This is a genomic window from Kitasatospora dryopteridis, from assembly GCF_050749075.1.
In the GTDB taxonomy this organism is placed as follows: domain Bacteria; phylum Actinomycetota; class Actinomycetes; order Streptomycetales; family Streptomycetaceae; genus Kitasatospora.
In genome coordinates this window covers 5332752-5351707 of the sequence record NZ_CP192749.1, presented here as the reverse complement: position 1 = coordinate 5351707, position 18956 = coordinate 5332752, and the positions used below count along the sequence as shown (strand labels likewise).

General features: G+C 72.5%; 12 protein-coding genes and 1 rRNA gene. 3 read left to right on the top strand and 10 right to left on the bottom strand.

Translation table 11 applies throughout. From position 1 onward, the window contains the following. Positions 1–29 precede the first annotated feature (29 nt). From ACQ614_RS24245 to ACQ614_RS24210, 8 genes are all read right to left on the bottom strand, one after another. Entirely contained in the window at positions 30–401 is a 372-nt protein-coding gene (locus ACQ614_RS24245; RefSeq protein WP_030272544.1) for a helix-turn-helix domain-containing protein, read from the bottom strand. 271 nt (positions 402–672) lie between these two features. Then, complete coding sequence (locus tag ACQ614_RS24240; protein WP_431680751.1) at positions 673–1209, bottom strand: CinA family protein; 537 nt, start codon at positions 1207–1209, stop codon at positions 673–675. Beyond that, on the bottom strand, positions 1206–1859 hold the full coding sequence (gene pgsA / locus ACQ614_RS24235; RefSeq protein ID WP_431680749.1) for a CDP-diacylglycerol--glycerol-3-phosphate 3-phosphatidyltransferase: 654 nt from the start codon (positions 1857–1859) through the stop codon (positions 1206–1208). Before pgsA ends, ACQ614_RS24240 begins: the two co-directional genes overlap by 4 nt. Further along, complete coding sequence (gene rimO, locus ACQ614_RS24230; protein WP_363490989.1) at positions 1856–3313, bottom strand: 30S ribosomal protein S12 methylthiotransferase RimO; 1458 nt, start codon at positions 3311–3313, stop codon at positions 1856–1858. The genes pgsA and rimO overlap by 4 nt, the downstream gene beginning before the upstream one ends. 74 nt (positions 3314–3387) lie before the next feature. Then, entirely contained in the window at positions 3388–4260 is an 873-nt protein-coding gene (locus ACQ614_RS24225) for a helix-turn-helix domain-containing protein (RefSeq protein ID WP_431680748.1), read from the bottom strand. 229 nt (positions 4261–4489) lie between these two features. Beyond that, complete coding sequence (locus ACQ614_RS24220) at positions 4490–7147, bottom strand: DNA translocase FtsK (protein ID WP_431680747.1); 2658 nt, start codon at positions 7145–7147, stop codon at positions 4490–4492. A 136-nt stretch (positions 7148–7283) separates the two neighbouring features. Continuing rightward, positions 7284–7919, bottom strand: a complete 636-nt coding sequence (locus ACQ614_RS24215; protein ID WP_263107945.1) for a response regulator — start codon at positions 7917–7919, stop codon at positions 7284–7286. A gap of 259 nt (positions 7920–8178) precedes the next feature. Next, entirely contained in the window at positions 8179–12804 is a 4626-nt protein-coding gene (locus tag ACQ614_RS24210) for a HAMP domain-containing protein (protein ID WP_431684009.1), read from the bottom strand. 408 nt (positions 12805–13212) lie between these two features. Between ACQ614_RS24210 and ACQ614_RS24205 the strand changes: the two genes are divergently transcribed. From ACQ614_RS24205 to ACQ614_RS24195, 3 genes are all read left to right on the top strand, one after another. Then, positions 13213–15774, top strand: coding sequence for a SpoIIE family protein phosphatase (locus ACQ614_RS24205; protein WP_431680745.1), 2562 nt, complete (start codon positions 13213–13215; stop codon positions 15772–15774). 398 nt (positions 15775–16172) lie between these two features. Further along, positions 16173–16736 carry an acetate uptake transporter gene (locus ACQ614_RS24200; protein ID WP_363490997.1) on the top strand — a complete coding sequence of 188 codons (564 nt, stop codon included), beginning with the start codon at positions 16173–16175 and terminating at the stop codon, positions 16734–16736. A 201-nt stretch (positions 16737–16937) separates the two neighbouring features. Continuing rightward, a complete protein-coding gene (locus tag ACQ614_RS24195; RefSeq protein WP_431680744.1) occupies positions 16938–17792 on the top strand; it encodes a SecDF P1 head subdomain-containing protein in 855 nt (284 codons plus the stop codon). Positions 17793–17828: 36 nt separating this feature from the next. On the opposite strand, the gene ACQ614_RS24190 is transcribed toward ACQ614_RS24195, so the two are convergent. Both ACQ614_RS24190 and rrf read right to left on the bottom strand, forming a co-directional pair. Beyond that, positions 17829–18707, bottom strand: a complete 879-nt coding sequence (locus ACQ614_RS24190; protein WP_431680742.1) for a phosphatase PAP2 family protein — start codon at positions 18705–18707, stop codon at positions 17829–17831. Positions 18708–18769: 62 nt separating this feature from the next. Then, positions 18770–18886, bottom strand: a 5S ribosomal RNA gene (gene rrf / locus ACQ614_RS24185). Between the last annotated feature and the right edge of the window lie 70 nt (positions 18887–18956).

Here is an 18956-nt window from a genome sequence, read left to right as displayed (position 1 = left end):
TCGCTCCCCGGGGGGAGGGCGAGGTCCGGTCAGGCCGCGACCACGTCCATGGCTGCCGCCTTGGGCACGGTCGTACCGGCCCGATCGACACCGGGGGCCGGCAGCGGAACCGGTTCGAGGACCGGCCTCAGCAGATCACCCTCCGAGAGGGTGGCCATCGCCGCAAGTTCGGCGAGGGACAGCTCGTCGCTGACCTCGCGCATGACCTCGGACATCCGGACATCGAGCGCGTCGCAGATGGCGGAGAGCAGCTCGGAGGACGCCTCCTTCTGCCCCCGTTCCACCTCGGAGAGGTAGCCGAGCGAAACCCTGGCGGCCGCCGACACCTCGCGGAGTGTGCGGCCCTGGCGCTGGCGCTGCCGACGCAGCACATCGCCCAGCAGGCGACGGAGCAGGATCATCGGTGCCTCCCTCCTCGGACTGCGGATCGAGATGTCACGCCCCCACCGTACCGCCTTGTCCGCATCGCGTGCGGGGACCGGGGTCGTGTTCACTCTGGGCTGCAAGGCTGTCCCCTCCCGTTCTGTGCCCCGCCCGGGCGTTGGTCGTGGCTGTTTCGGACCGGTGGACCGGCCAGACGATCGGTCGACTGGTTAGGTTCTGCCCGCCCGGGGCCGGTGATGTAACACGATCCTCCAGCTCGGGCGGTGGATTCAGAGATTTCAGGAAACCTCAGCGCGACGGACCGTCACTCGCTAGGCACTGGAGCAGCAGCTCGAGGGCGGCTCCCACCGTCGTGCGACGGATGATTGCACGTTGCCCCGACAACACCCGGGAGACGGCCTGTGTTCCCGTCGGTCCGGCGAAACCGATGTGCACGGTGCCGACCGGTCGGCCGTCCTGCGGCTCGGGGCCGGCCACCCCGGTGGTGGCGAGGCCGTAGGTGGCGCCCAGCAGGGTCCGTACGCCGTCGGCCATCTGGCGGGCCACCACCGGATGCACCGGGCCGTGGACGGCCAGGAGGCCTTCGTCCACCCCGAGGACGGAGGCCTTGAGGTCGGTGGCGTAGGCGGTGACGGAGCCTCGGAAAGTGGCGGACGCGCCGGGGACGTCCACCAGGGTGGCGGCCAGCAGACCACCGGTCAGCGACTCGGCGACGGCGACGGTGGCACCGCGGCCGCGCAGTGCGGCGTGCACCTGCTCGGCGAGCGCCCGGTCGGCACGGCCGGCCGGGCCCGCCTCGGCCGGCGCCGCGGGCGGGGCGCTCATCGGGCGGCCCCCTGCCCGGCGGCCCGCTCCTTGGCGAGGCCCTCGCGGCGCAGCCGGATCGCCTGTCCGACGTAGTCCAGGCCGGTGCCGACGGTGAGCAGCACGGCGACGCCCATCACCACGGCGCGGGCGGTGGCCAGCGGCCCGGTCAGCACGAGGACGTACATGCCGACCGCGATGCCCTGGGTGAGGGTCTTGAGCTTGCCGCCGCGGCTGGCCGGGATGACGGCGTAGCGGATGACCCAGAAGCGCATCAGGGTGATGCCCAGCTCGCGGGCCAGGATGACCACGGTGATCCACCAGGGCAGGTCGCCGAGGACCGAGAGGCCGATCAGCGCCGCGCCCATGATCGCCTTGTCGGCGATCGGGTCGGCGATCTTGCCGAAGTCGGTGATCAGGCCCTTGCGGCGGGCGAGCTCGCCGTCGAAGACGTCGGTGATCATCGCGATGGCGAAGGAGGCCCAGGCCACCGAGCGCCACTTGGGGTCGTGCCCGCCGTCCGCGAACAGCAGCAGCACGAACACCGGCACCAGCAGCAGGCGGAGCATCGTCAGGATGTTGGCGATGTTCCAGACGCCCGGCTGCGGCGACGGCGCGGCCCCGGGGCGGCCGGGCGGGGCCGCGGTCGGGGCGCCGGGCCCCTTGGTCACGCGTCCGCTCCTGGCGCGGCGCCGACGACCTCGGCGACCAGGTCGACGCCCTCGGTGGCGACCACCACGGCCCGGTAGTACCGGCCGGCCTCGGCGTCGTCCGCGCCGAGCAGGGTGGTCAGGCCGTCGGTCTCGGGGGCCTGGTGGGCGGCGCGGCCCTCGACGGTGCCGTCCTCGACGGACTCGACGAGCACCAGCACCTCGCTGCCGATCCGCTCCTCGGCGCGCTGGGCGGTGATCTCCTCGGCGAGCCGGGAGAGCCGGGCGAGGCGGTCGGCGACGACGTCCTCGGGCAGCTTGCCGTCGAGCGTGGCGGCCTCGGTGCCGTCCTCGTCGGAGTAGCCGAAGACGCCGATGGCGTCGAGCCGGGCGCTCGCGACGAACCGTTCCAGCTCGGCGAAGTCCGCCTCGGTCTCGCCGGGGAAGCCGACGATGAAGTTGGACCGGGCGCCGGCCTCGGGGGCCTTGGCGCGGATGCCCTCCAGCAGTTCCAGGAACTGGTCGGTGGAGCCGAAGCGGCGCATCCGCCGGAGCACCGCGGGGGCGGAGTGCTGGAAGGACAGGTCGAAGTACGGCACGACCTTGTCGATCGAGGTCATGGCGTCGATCAGGCCGGGCCGCATCTCGGCCGGCTGGAGGTAGCTGACCCGGACGCGCTCGATCCCGTCGATGTCGGCGATCTCGGCGAGCAGCGTCTCCAGCAGCCGGATGTCGCCGAGGTCCTTGCCGTAGGAGGTGTTGTTCTCGCTGACCAGGACGACCTCGGTGACGCCCTGCTCGGCCAGCCAGCGGGCCTCGTTCAGCACGTCGGACGGGCGGCGCGAGACGAAGGAGCCGCGGAAGGCCGGGATGGCGCAGAAGGAGCACCGCCGGTCGCAGCCGGAGGCCAGCTTGATCGAGGCGACCGGGCTGTCGTCGAGCCGCTTGCGCAGGGTGCGCGGGCCGGAGGCCGGGGCGACGCCGTCCGGGAGGTCCTCGGGGCTGCCGTGGCCGGGCAGGGCGACCTCGGCGGCGGCGGCCTGGCGCTCGACCGGGGTGAGCGGGAGCAGCTTGCGGCGGTCGCGCGGGGTGTGGGCCTCGACGTGCCCGCCGGCCAGGATGGTCTGCAGCCGGCCGGAGATGTCGGTGTAGTCGTCGAAGCCGAGCACGCCGTCGGCCTCGGGGAGCGCATCGGCGAGTTCCTTGCCGTACCGCTCGGCCATGCAGCCGACCGCGACGACGGCCTGGGTGCGGCCGTGGCCCTTGAGGTCGTTGGCCTCCAGCAGGGCGTCGACGGAGTCCTTCTTGGCGGCCTCCACGAAGCCGCAGGTGTTGACGACGGCGACGTCGGCGTCGGCGGCGTCGTCGACCAGCAGCCAGCCGTCCGCCTCCAGCCGCCCGGCGAGTTCCTCGGAGTCCACCTCGTTGCGGGCGCATCCGAGCGTGACAAGGGCGACAGTACGGCGTTCAGGCATGACGCCAAGATTAACGCGCGGCCCCCGGTGCCGTTCGCCCCGGAGGCCGTGCGCGCCGTTCCTGCTGGTCCGGGTCAGCCTGCCTGCGGGTCTCCGGGGGTGTACGTGACGTGCACCACCTGGCCGTCGGCGCCGGCCGGACCGAGGTCCTTGCCGTTGACGTACACGTGCACGGCGCCGGCGTTGCCGAGCACCAGGCTGATCTGCTTGGGGTCGGTGAAGGTCTGGTCCTGGCCGGCCTCGAGGTTGTTGCCGAACAGCGGCTTGCCCTTGCCGTCCTTGGCGGAGACCCAGCTGGTGCCCTTCTCGGCGACCAGCTTGACGGTGACCTTGTCGGCGGGGGCCGCGGCGATCGGGGCGAGGCTGGGGGCGGGGGCGGGCGGCTGGGCGGAGGAGGAGGCGGAGGCGGAGGCGCTCGCCAGCGGGGCGCTGGCGGTGCCGGCCGCCGGGGTGTTGGAGCGGCCGCCGAACAGGTTGAAGCCGATCAGGCCGACCACGGCGAGGATGGCGACCACCATCGGCGTCGTCCAGTTCGGCCGGCGGTGGTCGGTGACCTTGATCGGGGTGGTCTCGATCAGCTGGGTGGGGCGGCGGTCGGCCGGGGCGCCGCCGTGCGCGGCGTCGTAGCGGGCGACGAGCTCGTCGCCGTCGACGCCGACCGCGCGGGCCAGCGCCCGGATGTGGCCGCGGGCGTAGAAGTCGCCGCCGCAGCGGGAGAAGTCGTCCTGCTCGATGGCGTGCACGATCGGCACGCGGACACGGGTGGTCGAGCTCACCTGATCGACGGTCAGCCCGGCGTCGATGCGGGCGACGGTGAGCACACGACCGATGCTCGGAAGTTCGGGGGCGGGCTGGTCCGCCGCCTGCGCCGGCTGCCCCGGGTCGTTCCGGGACGTGCGGGCGGAGGGCCGGCTGCTGCCACGGTCGGGGGACTTGCCGATGGTCACTGGGCGCGCCTTTCGAGCGTTGGCCACCTGCTGAGAAAACAGTCTAGGGGCGGGGGTGGAACGAATCTCAAGCGGAATAGGCCCGAACGTGGGCGGCTTGCCGGCCGCGTCTGACGGCAGGTCAGCGCAGGCCGGGCGCACAATTCGTCCCCGCCCCGATAGGGACGCGCCGACTGCTCGGCGCGGTTCCCCCTACTTATCACATTCCTCCGAACGAGTGAGAAGTGGCTCACCCACGGAGTGTCAGCAGGACACCGTCCAGCTCGTCCGGTTTCACCAGCACGTCACGCGCCTTGGAGCCCTCGCTGGGGCCGACGATGCCCCGGGACTCCATCAGGTCCATCAGCCGGCCCGCCTTGGCGAAGCCGACCCGCAGCTTGCGCTGGAGCATCGAGGTCGAGCCGAACTGGGTGGAGACCACCAGCTCCGCGGCCTGGATGAGCAGGTCCAGGTCGTCGCCGATCTCCTCGTCGATCTCCTTCTTCGGCCCGCCGGCGACGGTGACGTCGTCCCGGTAGACCGCGGACATCTGGTCCTTGCAGTGCTGGACGACCTTGGCGATCTCCGCCTCGGTGACGTACGCGCCCTGCATGCGGACCGGCTTGGAGGCGCCCATCGGCAGGAAGAGCGCATCGCCCTTGCCGATCAGCTTCTCCGCACCGGGCTGGTCGAGGATGACCCGGGAGTCGGCCATCGCCGAGGTGGCGAACGCCAGCCGGGAGGGCACGTTGGCCTTGATCAGGCCGGTCACCACGTCCACCGAGGGCCGCTGGGTGGCGAGCACCAGGTGGATGCCGGCCGCGCGGGCCAGCTGGGTGATCCGGACGACCGAGTCCTCGACGTCCCGCGGGGCGACCATCATCAGGTCGGCCAGCTCGTCGACGATGACCAGCAGGTACGGATAGGGAGTCAGCTCGCGCTCGCTGCCGAGCGGCACCTTGAGCGCGCCGGAGCGCACCGCGGCGTTGAAGTCGTCGATGTGCCGGTAGCCGAAGGCGGCCAGGTCGTCGTAGCGCATGTCCATCTCGCGCACGACCCACTGCAGGGCCTCGGCGGCCCGCTTGGGGTTGGTGATGATCGGCGTGATCAGGTGCGGGATGCCCTCGTAGGCGGTCAGCTCGACGCGCTTGGGGTCGACCAGCACCATCCGCACCTCGTCCGGGGTGGCCCGGACGAGGACGGAGGTGATCAGGCAGTTGATGCACGAGGACTTGCCCGCGCCGGTCGCGCCGGCGACCAGCACGTGCGGCATCTTGGCGAGGTTGGCCGTCACCGTGTGGCCCTCGACGTCCTTGCCCATGCCGACGACCATCGGGTGGTCGTCCTCGGCGGCGGCGCGCGAGCGCAGCAGGTCGCCGAGGTTGACCATCTCCCGGTCCCGGTTGGGGATCTCCACGCCGACCGCGGACTTGCCGGGGATCGGGCTGATGATCCGCACGTCCGGGCTGGCGACGGCGTACGCGATGTTCTTGGCCAGCGCGGTGATCCGCTCGACCTTCACGGCCGGGCCGAGCTCGACCTCGTAGCGGGTGACCGTCGGGCCGCGGGTGAAGCCGGTGACCCGGGCGTCCACCTTGAACTCCGAGAAGACGCCGCTGAGCTGGGCGACCACCTCGTCGTTGAGCCGGGAGCGGGCCTTCGCCGGAGCGCCGTGCTCCAGCAGGTCGAGCGGCGGCAGGCTGTAGGTGACGTCCCCGGCGAGGCGGAGCTGCTCCATCCGTACCGGCGCAGGGCCGTGGCCGTCGGGCGCGCCCTCGGAGCGGGCGGCGGGCACCGCGGGCTCCTCCGGCAGGGCGGTGTTGTCCTTGACCTGGTGGAGCATGCTGGCGACGGCGGGCGAGCCCGGCACGCCGTACAGCAGGGCGCCGTCCAGGTCGGCGGCCACCCCGGCGGCGAGGTCGCGGGTCTCGTACGGGTCCTTGACGAACAGGTCGGGGACGGCGGAGCCGAGCTCGGGCTCGTCGACCTTCTTGCGGCGGCGCCGGCGGCGGGGCTGCGCGTCCTCGTCGTCGATGGTGAACGGCAGGGCGTCGGGGTCGGCGTCCTCCGGCGGCTCGCTGGAGTGCTCGCGGGCGGATGCGCCCGCGGCGGGCCCGTCGGCGGCGCCGGCGAGCGCGGGCTCCACCACGCCGAGGCGCACGCCCAGGCCGCGCAGCCGCTCGGGGATCTTGTTGACCGGGGTGGCGGTCACCACCAGCAGGCCGAAGAAGGCGAGGAGCAGCAGCAGCGGCACCGCGAGCGGCGGGCCGGCCGCCGCCATCATCGGGGTGGAGGCGGCCCAGCCGACGATGCCGCCGGCCGACCGTATCCGCGACGCGCCGCTGGACATGACGGGCGCTCCGCAGCCGATGTGGACCAGGCCGAGGACGCCGACCACCAGGGCGGTCAGGCCGATCGCGATCCGGCCGTTGGCCTCCGGGACCTCCGGATGGCGCATCAGCCGGACGGCGACCGCGCCGAGCAGGAACGGCACCAGCACGTCGAGCCGGCCGAACAGCCCCGACACCACGTTGGTGGCGGCCTCGCCCAGCCAGCCCTGCGGGCTGAACCAGGTGCCGGCGGCGGTGACCAGGGTGAGCGCGAGGAGGAGCAGCGCCACGCCGTCCTTGCGGTGGGCCGGGTCCAGGTTGCGGGCGCCGTGGCCGAACCCGCGGAACAGTGCGCCGACGGAGTGCGCGATCCCCAGCCAGACGGCGCGGACGGCGCGGAAGAGTATCGGTCGCGGCGGCGCCGGGGCGGGCGCCGCGGCCTTCTTGGCGGGCGCCTTCTTCGCGGCGGCCTTGCGCGGTGCCGCGGGCGCGGCGGCGGCGGCCTTCTTGGCCGGCGCCTTCTTGGCCGGCCCGGGCTTCCGGTTGCGTGCCTGGCTTCCGGGCGTACGTGTGGCCATGGCTCAGCAGCCTACCGGCGGGCGGCACCCCTGCACATGTGACCGAGGGCGAGCCACGGGGCGTGTCGCCGACGCGCTGTCACGGCGGCGCGGCATCACCCGTGCGGGTGGGCGTGACGGGCGGTCAGTGCGCCGGTCAGGAGGAGCCCGGCCGCAGGGCGTCCAGGGCCCTGCGCAGACCGGCAAGCTTGCGTTCCAGGTGGGCGGCGCCCGCGGCGGCGGCCGTCTCCGAGGAGCCGTCCAGCTGCTTGGTGAGTGCCTCGGCCTGCTCCTCCACGGTGGCCAGCCGGGCGGAGAGCTCGCCCAGCAGGGCGCCGCCGATGGCCGGTGCCTCGCCCGCCTCCAGCTGGAGGCGGAGCAGCGCGGCCTGCTCCTTGAGCTGGCAGTTCTTCATGTAGAGGTCGACGAAGACCGACACCTTGGCGCGCAGCACCCACGGGTCGAAGGGCTTGGAGATGTAGTCCACCGCGCCGGCCGCGTAGCCGCGGAAGGTGTGGTGCGGCCCGTGGTTGATCGCGGTCAGGAAGATGATCGGGATGTCGCGGGTGCGTTCGCGGCGCTTGATGTGCGCGGCGGTCTCGAAGCCGTCCATGCCGGGCATCTGGACGTCGAGGAGGATCACCGCGAAGTCGTCGGTGAGCAGCGCCTTCAGCGCCTCCTCGCCGGACGACGCCCGCACCAGGGTCTGGTCCAGCGCGGAGAGGATGGCCTCCAGCGCCAGCAGGTTCTCCGGCCGATCGTCGACCAGAAGGATCTTCGCCTTCTGCACCAGGACCCGCCCTCCTGCCGGTTGCCTGCCCAGGGTCGGCACCCGCGTACCGCCCACTACTGACCCGGTCATGCTAGCCGTACCCCCTCGCCCGCCACATCGCTCCCGACAACTCGGGCCCGGACCGATCGCCGACCGGGGGCCACCGGGTCAGCCGGACCGGACGCCGCGTTACCGAACGGTCACCGTTCGCAACGATTGCGGCACCCTACCGGGTTCCCGGTCGGGCCCGCCAGTGCGGGCCGACCGGTGGACCTGGCGGCTATCCGACCGGCAGCCAGTGGCGCATGACCGCCAGCAGGTGATCGGTCTCGACGGGCTTGGTGACGTGGTCGTTCGCACCCGCCTCCAGGCTCTTCTCCTTGTCGCCCTTCATCGCCTTGGCGGTCAGCGCGATGATCGGCAGCCCGGAGAACTGCGGCATCCGCCGGATCGCCTCGGTGGTCGCGTAGCCGTCCATCTCCGGCATCATGATGTCCATCAGGACCAGGGCGACGTCCTCGTGCTGCTCCAGCACCTCGATGCCCTCGCGGCCGTTCTCCGCGTACAGCACGGTCAGGCCGTACTCCTCCAGCACGCTGGTGAGGGCGAAGACGTTGCGGATGTCGTCGTCGACGATCAGCACCCGCTGGCCCTCGAAGCGGCCCTGGAACTGCACCGGCGCACTGTGCCGGTCCGCGGTCTGGACGGGCTGGCGCGGGAACTGCTCGCGTTCGGGCGCGGCCTGCTCCAGGGCGGCCCGCCGGGCGGGGCGGCCCTCCACGGCCCTGCGCCGCTCGGCGGCGCCCCGGCGGCGCTCCTCGGCCAGCTCGCGGACCTCCTGAGCCCAGTGCTCGGCCGGGTTCTCCCCGACCGGGACGGGCACGCCGACCGGGGTGACGCCCACCGCGGCGCGCGGCGCCTGGCCGGCGGCGCGGTCCGGCAGGGCGGCGGCCTCCGGCCCGTCGGTGTTCAGCGGCAGGTAGAGGGTGAAGGCGGAGCCCCGGCCGAGCTCGCTCTCGGCGTGGATCTCGCCGCCGAGCAGCCGGGCGATCTCCCGGCTGATCGACAGGCCGAGGCCGGTGCCGCCGTACTTGCGGCTGGTGCCGCCGTCGGCCTGCCGGAACGGCTCGAAGATCTCCCGCAGCTTGTTGCCGGGGATGCCGATGCCGGTGTCGGAGACCGAGAAGGCGATCAGGTCCTCGTCCGGGTCGAGGATCGCGTCGGCCTCCAGCAGCTGCTCGCGGACGTGCTGCGGCACGTCGCCGTTGGTGACCGGCCGGATCAGCAGGTCGACCGCGCCGGTGTCGGTGAACTTCACCGCGTTGGACAGCAGGTTGCGCAGCACCTGCTGGAGGCGCTGCTCGTCGGTGTGCAGGGTGATCGGCAGGTCGTCGGAGACCCGGACGGCGAAGTCCAGCCGCTTGTCCTCGGCCAGCGGGCGGAACGCCGCCTCCACGTAGTCGACCAGCTGCACCAGGGCGATCCGGGCCGGGCGGACGTCCATCTTGCCCGCCTCGACCTTCGACAGGTCGAGGATGTCGTTGATCAGCTGCAGGAGGTCGGAGCCCGCGCCGTGGATCGTTTCGGCGAACTCGACCTGCTTGGGCGACAGGTTGCCCTCGTTGTTGTCGGAGAGCAGCTTGGCGAGGATCAGCAGCGAGTTCAGCGGGGTGCGCAGCTCGTGCGACATGTTCGCGAGGAACTCGCTCTTGTAGCGGGAGGCGAGGGCGAGCTGCTCGGCGCGCTCCTCCAGGATCTGCCGGGCCTCCTCGATCTCGCTGTTCTTGATCTCGATGTCGCGGTTCTGCTGGGCGAGCTGCTCCGCCTTCTCCTGCAGCTCCTCGTTGGTGCGCTCCAGCTCCTCCTGGCGGGCCTCCAGCTCGGCGGAGCGCATCGAGAGTTCGGCGGTGAGCCGCTGGGACTCCAGGAGCAGGCCCTCGGTCTTGGTGTTGACGCTGATGGTGTTGACGGTGACGCCGATGAGGTCGGCGATCTGGTTGAGGAAGTCCAGGGCCACTGCGGTGAACGAGCTGAACGTGGCCAGCTCGATCACGCCGAGCAGCCGGCCCTCGAACAGCACCGGCAGTACCACCACGTGCGCCGGGGAGGCCTCGCCCAGCCCGGAGGCGATCTTCAGGTAGCCGGGCGGGGTCTGGCTGACCACGATCGAGCGACGCTCCACCGCGACCTGCCCGACCAGGCCCTCGCCGGGGCGGAAGGTCGTCGGCATGGTGCGCCGCTGGTAGCCGTAGCTGCCGATCAGGCGCAGCACGGTGTCGTTCTCGTCGTCGTCCTCGGTGACGAGTTCGGCCGTCCGCCCGGACGGCTGCGCGAGGAAGAAGGCGCCGTGCTGGGCGGAGACGACCGGGGTGAGCTCGGTCATGATGAGCGCGGCGACCGCCTCCAGGTCGCGGCGGCCCTGCAGCAGACCGGACATCCGGGCCAGGTTGGTCTTCAGCCAGTCCTGGTCCTTGTTGGTGCGGGTGGTCTCGCGCAGGTTGGCGATCATCTGGTTGATGTTGTCCTTGAGCTCGTCGAGCTCGCCGGACGCGTCCACGTCGATCCGCGGGGAGAGGTCGCCGCGGGTCACCGCGGTGGCGACCTGGGCGATCGCGCGCACCTGCCGGGTCAGGTTGTTGGCCAGCTCGTTCACCGACTCGGTGAGGTCCTGCCAGCGGCCGGCGACGCCCGGTACGCGGGCCTGGCCGCCCAGCCGGCCGTCGGTGCCCACCTCGCGGGCGACGCGGGTGACCTCGTCCGCGAAGGCGCCGAGCTGGTCGACCATGGTGTTGATGCTGGTCTTGAGCTCCAGGATCTCGCCGCGCGCATCGACGTCGATCTTCTGCGACAGGTCGCCGCGGGCGACCGCGGTGATGACCAGCGCGATGTTGCGGACCTGGCCGGTGAGGTTGTTGGCCATCAGGTTGACGTTGTCGGTGAGGTCCTTCCAGATGCCGGCGACGCCCGGCACCGAGGCCTGGCCGCCGAGGATGCCCTCGGTGCCCACCTCGCGGGACACCCGGGTCACCTCGACGGCGAACGCCGACAGCTGGTCGACCATCGTGTTCAGGGTGCTGGCGAGCGCCTTGACCTCACCCTGCGCCTCGATGGTGATCTTCTTCGACAGGTCGCCGCGGGCCACCGCGGAGGCGACCTCGGCGATGTTGCGCACCTGGCTGGTCAGGTTCGACGCCATGAAGTTGACGTTGTCGGTGAGGTCCCGCCAGATGCCGGACACGCCGCGCACCCGGGCCTGGCCGCCGAGGATGCCCTCGGTGCCCACCTCGCGGGCCACCCGGGTCACCTCGTCCGCGAACGCCGACAGCTGGTCGACCATCGTGTTGACGGTCGTCACCAGCTCGCGGATCTCGCCCTTGGCGTCGACGGTGATCTTCTTGGAGACGTCGCCGCGGGCGACCGCCGTGGTCACCTCGGCGATGTTGCGCACCTGGCTGGTCAGGTTGTTGGCCATCAGGTTGACGCTGTTGGTCAGGTCCTTCCAGGTGCCGGACACCCCGGGCACGCTGGCCTGGCCTCCCAGGATGCCCTCGGTGCCGACGTCCCGGGCGACCCGGGTCACCTCGTCGGCGAACGCGCCGAGCTGGTCGACCATCGTGTTGATGGTGTTCTTCAGCTCCAGGATCTCGCCGCGGGCATCGACCTGGATCTTCTGCGACAGGTCGCCCTTGGCGACCGCGGTCGTCACCTGCGCGATGTTGCGCACCTGGCTGGTCAGGTTGTTCGCCATCGAGTTGACGTTCTCGGTCAGGTCCTTCCAGACGCCGGCCACGCCCGGCACCTGCGCCTGCCCGCCGAGGATGCCCTCGGTGCCCACCGCGCGCGCCACCCGCGTCACCTGCTCGGCGAACCCGGACAGCTGGTCGACCATCGTGTTGATGGTGTTCTTCAGCTCCAGGATCTCGCCGCGCGCATCGACCTCGATCTTGCGCGACAGGTCGCCCTTGGCGACCGCGGTCGTCACCTCGGCGATGTTGCGCACCTGCGCCGTCAGGTTCGCCGCCATGAAGTTCACCGAGTCGGTGAGGTCGCGCCACACACCGGCCACGCCCGGCACCTGCGCCTGACCGCCCAGCCGGCCCTCGGTGCCCACGTCGCGCGCCACCGTGGTCACCTGCGCGGCAAAGGAGTTGAGCTGGTCCACCATCGTGTTGACGGTGTTCTTCAGCTCCAGCATCTCGCCGGCCACGTCCACCGTGACCTTGCGCGACAGGTCGCCCTTGGCGACCGCGGTCGTCACCTCGGCGATGTTGCGCACCTGCGCCGTCAGCCGGCCGGCCATGGTGTTGACCGAGTCCGCCAGGTCCTTCCAGCTGCCCGAGACGCTGCGCACCCGGGCCTGGCCGCCCAGCTTGCCGTCGGTGCCCACCTCGATGGCCACCCGGGTCACCTCGTCGGTGAACTCCGACAGCTGCTCCACCAGCCCGTTGACCGTCCGGCCCACCTTCAGGAACTCGCCGCGCAGCGGGTAGCTCGCCCCGCTGGTGTGCACCGAGCGCAGCTCCATCCGCTGGTCGAGGTCGCCCTCCGCGATCGAGGTCAGCACCCGGCCGACCTCGGCCATCGGCCTGGCCAGGTCGTCGATCAGCGCGTTGCAGTTGTCGGTGGCCGCCATCCAGGCGCCCTCGCCGACCCCCGCCTCCAGCCGCTCGGACAGCCGGCCCTCCCGGCCGACCGCCCGCCGCACCCTGGCCAGCTCACCCGTGAGGTGCTGGTTGCGCTCCGCGACCTCGTTGAACACCGCGGCGATCTCCGCCAGCGGCCCGTCCCCGGGGAAGGTCATCCGCCGCCGGAAGTTCCCGTCCCGCATCGCGGTGAGCGCCGCAAGGATCTTGCGCAGATCGGCCGGCTCCGCTCCACGGGCGTGCCCGGAGCGCCGACCGGGCACCCCGCGGGCCCGGTGGTCGGCGTGGTTGGCGTCCCCGGTCGTGGCGATGGCGTCCTTGGTGGCCGAACTCAACGGGGCCCTCCCACATCGTGACTGTCCGGCACTGGTCCAGTACCGCTCGGGCGGACCGGCGGCTGCCCCCAGCCACCGGCACCGCTTCGACCGTACTTCGTCGGCCGGATGCTGCGGACCCCCCAGTCTGTCAGCACCTGCGCCCGGTGTCCGGCCGGTTGCACAGGGTTCACCGCACCCGCACCGAATCCCGTGGGCAGAATCACCCTCCGGGACCTGTTTCGGCTCCCGGGCCCCCAGGGGTACGACACGGAAAGTAGGGTGTAACGCTGCACCGGGGCCCACGCGGACCACCCGCCACCCGGCAGCCGGACCAGAGCAGAGGAGACGTGGCACGTGGTCACCGCGCGCGCAGCCGCCACCTTCGAACCGGCCGGCCGGTCGGCCGCCGCCGCGCGCGGCTTCGTCCGTGACGCACTGCTCGGATGGGGGCTGCCCGAGGTCGTCGACGACGCCGTCGTCCTGGTCAGCGAACTCGTCACCAACGCCGTGGTGCACGCCGGCACCGCCGCCGAGGTCGGCTGCGTCCGCGAGGACGCCACCGTCCGCATCGAGGTCACCGACCACCACCCCGAACGCGGCCTCCCCGCCTTCGCCAACGTCCCCACCGCCTCCGACCGCTACGCCGACCCGGACGGCGAGGGCGGCCGCGGCCTGCTCATGTGCTCCGCCCTCTCCGACTGCTGGGGCGTCGAGTACGCCGCAGGACGCAAGACCGTCTGGTTCCGCCTCGCCCTGCCGGAACACGTCCACGGCACCCGGTACGCCGTGCCCAGCCTCCCCGGCGGCGAACTCCCCGACACCGACGGCCCCGTGCGCGTCGCCGTCGTCCAGGTCGACGACGAGGGCACCGTCCGCGGCTGGAACCCCGACGCCGAGGCGCTCTTCCGCCACCCCGCCGACCAGGCCCTCGGCCGCCCCTGGTCCGAGCTCGCCGCCTGGCCGCAGTCGCCCGGCATCGGCCTCGGCCTCGCCGAGACCCTCCGCCTCGCCCGCTGGGAGGGCAGTTTCGGCGTCCGAACCGGCGACGGCCAGATCATCGAGGTGTACGGCGTCCAGGTCCGCCTGCGCGACTCCCAGGGCGCCCCCTCCACCCTGTGCCTGCTCGTCCACGACGGCGACCGCGCCGTCCTGCGCAGCCCCGGCACCACCGCCGAGGCGCCCACCGCCGTCGAACCCCTCGACCTGCTCGTCGGCCCCGTCACCACCGGCGACATCGGCGACATCGACGGCCTGCTGCAGCGCATCGTCGACCGCGCCCGCGACCTCCTCGACGCCGACGCCGCCTACCTGCTGCTCACCACCGACGACGAGACCGAGTTCGAGGTCCGCGCCGCCACCGGCCTGCCCGCCGCCGGACGCCGCTACGCCCGCCTCCCCATCGACGGCGCCGCAGGACGCTTCGACTCCGCCCGGCTCCCCGCCGTCCACGAGGACCTCTCCGTCCGGCCCAGCGCCGCACCCCTCCTCAACGGCAGCGGACTGCGCTCGCTGATCACCGTCCCGCTCAAGGTCGAGGGCCGCCTCACCGGCTCCCTCGGCGTCGCCGCCGGTGCCCCCGCCCGCTACGACAACGAGGACGCACTGCGCCTCCAGTTCGCCGCCGACCGGATCGCCCTCGCCCTGGAGAGCGCCCGGCTCACCGAACTCGAACAGCTCCGCCGCGGCTCCCTCTCCTTCCTCGTCGAGGCCTCCGACCTGCTCGCCGGCACCCTGGAGCACGAGCAGACCCTCGCCCTCATGGCCCAGATGGCGGTGCCCAAGCTCGCCGCCTGGTGCGCCGTCTACACCACCGGCGAGCAGAACGGCGGCGCCGACCTCGCCTTCGTCCTGCACGAGGACGAGGACCGGATCGACCCGCTGCGCGACATCCTGGACAAGACCGCGCCGCCGGAGGCCGTCCCGGCCACCGGCGCCACCTTCTGGAAGGCGCCCGCCGAGACCGCCCGCGGCCTCGGCATCACCGACGGCCCGGTGCTCGCCGGGCTGCTCGGCGAGACCGTCGTCCTGCCGCTCGCCGCCCGCAACCGCGTCATCGGCCTGCTCGTCCTCGGCGTCGGCAGCGGCGTCCGCTTCCGCCAGGAGATCCTCGAACTCGCCGAGGACCTCTCCCGCCGCGCCGCCCTCGCGCTCGACAACTCCCGCCTGTACTCCGAGCGCACCGCCACCAGCCAGGCCTTCCAGCGCGCCCTGCTGCCGCCCGAGCTGCCGAAGATCCCCGGCGTCGAGGTCGAGGTCTTCTACCAGGCCGCCGGCGAGGGCAACGAGGTCGGCGGCGACTTCTACGACATCTTCCCGATCCGCGAGGGCACCTACGGCTTCGCCATCGGCGACGTCTGCGGCACCGGCCCGGAGGCCGCCTCCGTCACCGGCCTCGCCCGCAACTCCCTGCGCCTGCTCGCCCGCGAGGGCCTGGACGCCCCGCAGGTCCTCGCCCGGCTCAACGCCGCCATCATCGGCGAGGGCCCCCGCAGCCGCTTCCTCACCCTGCTCTACGGCGAGTTGACCCCCCGCCCGGACGGCTCGACCGCCCTCTCGCTGGTCTGCGCGGGCCACCCGCTGCCGCTGCGCCTGCGCACCGACGGCCAGGTCGACCAGGCCGCCTCGCCGCAGCCGCTGCTCGGCGTGATGGACGAACTCGACCTCACCGCCGAGGAGTTGGTCCTCGCCCCGGGCGAGGTCCTGCTCTGTGTCACCGACGGCGTCACCGAACGGCGCGAGGGCCGGAGGATGCTGGGCGACGACGGCCTCGCCGAGGTGCTCACCGGCTGCACCGGGCTGACGGCCGGCGCGGTCGCCGCCCGCGTCCAGCGCGCCGTCGAGCGGTTCGCCCCGGAACCGCCGTCCGACGACATGGCGATCCTCACCCTGCGGGTGCCCGAGCAGCGCCGCGCCTGACCGTCCGTCACTGACGAACCGTCAGTCCAACATCCTCGGTCAACACCGCTCACCGAGTGGTCGGCAGGCGACGCCCCACAGCTGACGACTGCACAAATTGTGTGATTCACAAGGGTACAAGCCGCGGGGAGCGGGTACACCGTCATCACCGGGGACCACCCCGGGAGGGGCACCGACCGGCGGCCGACCGCCGGTCCTCACCGGCCGACCGCCGCCCGCACGCAACTCTCCGTGCGCCCACGGCCCGGCATCGCGCAGCACTCCACGCACACGTCCGTGCACCGAATCCGCATCCCCGCATGCACTCCCGTGCACGGCCGCGCACCGCTCCCCCATGCCGCGGTGCACCCCCACACCGAAACATGCCGCCATCCCGGCACCACTGAAAGGAGCCTCCGGTGAGCAATGGAGCTACCGGGGCGGACGCCCGATCCACAGGAGCCGACGCCGGTCCTCTCGGCTACCTGGCCCTCGGACTGACCCTTCTGGCATACGGCCTGCTGTCCACCGGCATCCTCAGCGGTGCCGGCATCAAGGACGCCGTCTCACTCACCCACCTGGTCGGCGGCATCGCCCTGTTCATCGCCGGCCTGTGGCAGCTCCGCGGCGGCGACGGCTTCACCGGCACCGCGTTCACCAGCCTCGGCGCCTTCTGGGCGACCTGGTCGGCCGCGGGCAGCGCCGGCAAGAACGCCGCGGGCCTGTTCCTGCTGCTGTGGGCGCTGCTGGCGCTCACCCTCGCCCTCGCGAGCTGGAACAGCGGCGGCTGGATCGGCCGGGCCGTGTACGGCCTGCTCACCGTCTCCCTGCTGCTGGGCGCGGTCGGCGTCTTCGGCGACAGCAGCGGCCTCGGCAAGGTCGCCGGCTGGCTCGCCGCCGCCTCCGGCCTCGCGTCCTGGTACTGGGCGACCGCGGCGCTGACCAACAGCGGCTGGGGCCGCGCGGCACTGCCGGTCAAGTAACCCCCGGGAACGGGTGGGCCGGGCCTCTCCCCCACGGGGCCCGGCCCACCGACGCGTCCGGACGCGGGCCCGCCGAGGCGCCCGCGCACCACGTGGGCGATGCGTCCGTGCACCGGTGACCGGCGCATCCGCACGGCGGACGAGCGTCACGGTTGCATCACTTCGGCGCCGCCGCACCGGCCGCTCGGGACACTGTCCCGCATGACGCCGCCACGCCGCGCCACCCCCGGCCCCGGCCCCGGACTCAGCCGTCCCCGGGCCGTGCTGCCCGCCCTGCTGCTGGCGGGCGCCCTCCTGACCGGCTGCTCGGGCGACGGTTCGGGCGACCGCACCACCGTGGTCTTCACACCCGAACAGCCGCTGGACCGGGCAGGCCTGCAGCAGGCCGCCGCCGTCCTCGCCAAGCGAGCCTCCAAGGCCGGCCTGCAGGACGTCCGCTCGCAGATCGGCAAGGACTCCGTCGAGGTCTCCGCCTCCGGCCCGGTGGGCGACAAGCTGGCCCGGCTGGCCGAACGCGCCACCCTGTCCTTCCGGCCCGTCCACGCGCTGACCGACACCTACGGCGGGGTCACCGGAACCGTCCCCGCCGAACTGCAGTCCGCCTTCGACGCACTCACCTGCCCCGCCGAGCTGCGACCGCCCTCGCTAGCCGCCCCCGCGGTCGCCTGCGGACACGAGAACCGCGGCCGCGCACCGGTGAAGTTCGCCCTGGCACCCTCGGCACTGGGCGGCAACCACGTGACCGAGGTACAGGCGCGGGACAGCGGCAACGGCAGCGAGGCCGGCTGGGTGGTCACCGTGAAACTCAGTCCGGCCGGCTCCAAGGTCTTCGGCGACCTCACCGCCGACCTCGCCGAGAAGGACGCACCGGCCGACCAGCTCGCCGTGGTCCTGGACGGCCAGGTCGTCTCCAGCCTCCCCATCCTGGTCGCCATCAGGACGGAGTCCATGGACATCGGCAACATCACCAAGGACGACGCGCTGGAGCTCGCCGACGGCCTCAGCGGCGGCAGCCTGCCGGGGCCGATGAAGGTCTCCCGGCCCGAACTGCGCTGACCGCGCCCGGGCCGGGGCGCCTCGTTCGGATGCGGCTCAGCGCCCGACCGGGCTGCGTTCCTCCGCCGCGGCTCCGCCGGCCTCCGTGCCGCCCGAGGCTGCACCGCCCGAGGCCACCACGACGCCCGGGACTCCGGACTGGCCGCGCCAGCCCGCCGCGGCATGCTGCACCAGGTACACCACCAGCAGCAGCGCCACCGCAACGAGCCCGTCCGCCCAGAAGTGGTTCGCCGTCACCACGACCACCACCAAGGTCAGCACCGGATGCAGCACCACCAGCCAGCGCCACCGGCCGCGCCCCACCACGACCACGGCCACCGCCACGATGACGCACCAGGCCACGTGCACCGACGGCATGGCCGACAGCTGGTCCGGGACGACCCCGCCCACCGCACCGCCGTACACCGACTGCCCGTACTGCACCGCCAGGTCGACGAAGCCGTTGCCGGGGAGCATCCGGGGCGGTGCGACCGGGATGAACTGGATCAGCAGGCAGGCCGCCGTGGTCGCCACCACCGTCGTCCTGACCCAGGCGTAGTTCGCCCGGTGCTTGAGGAACAGCCACAGCAGCAGCACCAGCATCACGCCGAAGTGCATGGTGGCGTAGTAGTAATTGGCCGCCTGCACCAGCCACGGGTGGGGTATCACCGCGCGCTGCCACGCCACTTCGTCCGGCAGGCCGAAATCCAGCTCGGTGCGGTGGATCCACTCCGCCCGGTCCAGGGCATGGTCGGTGCTCATCACCGAGAGGTGCCCGACCACCTGCCAGAGCGTGAACAGCGCGAGCAGCAGCCCGGCCTCCCGCAGCAGGGCAGCCGGCGTACGGCGCCGTGCCCGCCCGGCCGCGAAGGCCGAGGCGAACAGCGCCACGGACGCGCCGGCCGAGGCCTGCCAGGTCAGGGTCAGGTTCTGCATTGGCGAAGGTTAACGCAGAAAAGCCCCCTCCCAAAGGGGAGGGGGCTTCTCTTTGAAGAATTGTTCGGCGGCGTCCTACTCTCCCACAGGGTCCCCCCTGCAGTACCATCGGCGCTACGAGGCTTAGCTTCCGGGTTCGGAATGTGACCGGGCGTTTCCCTCGCGCTATGACCACCGAAACACTATGAAACCGTGAACCGGACATGAGTCTGTTCGTGGTTTCAGAACCAACACAGTGGACGCGAGCAA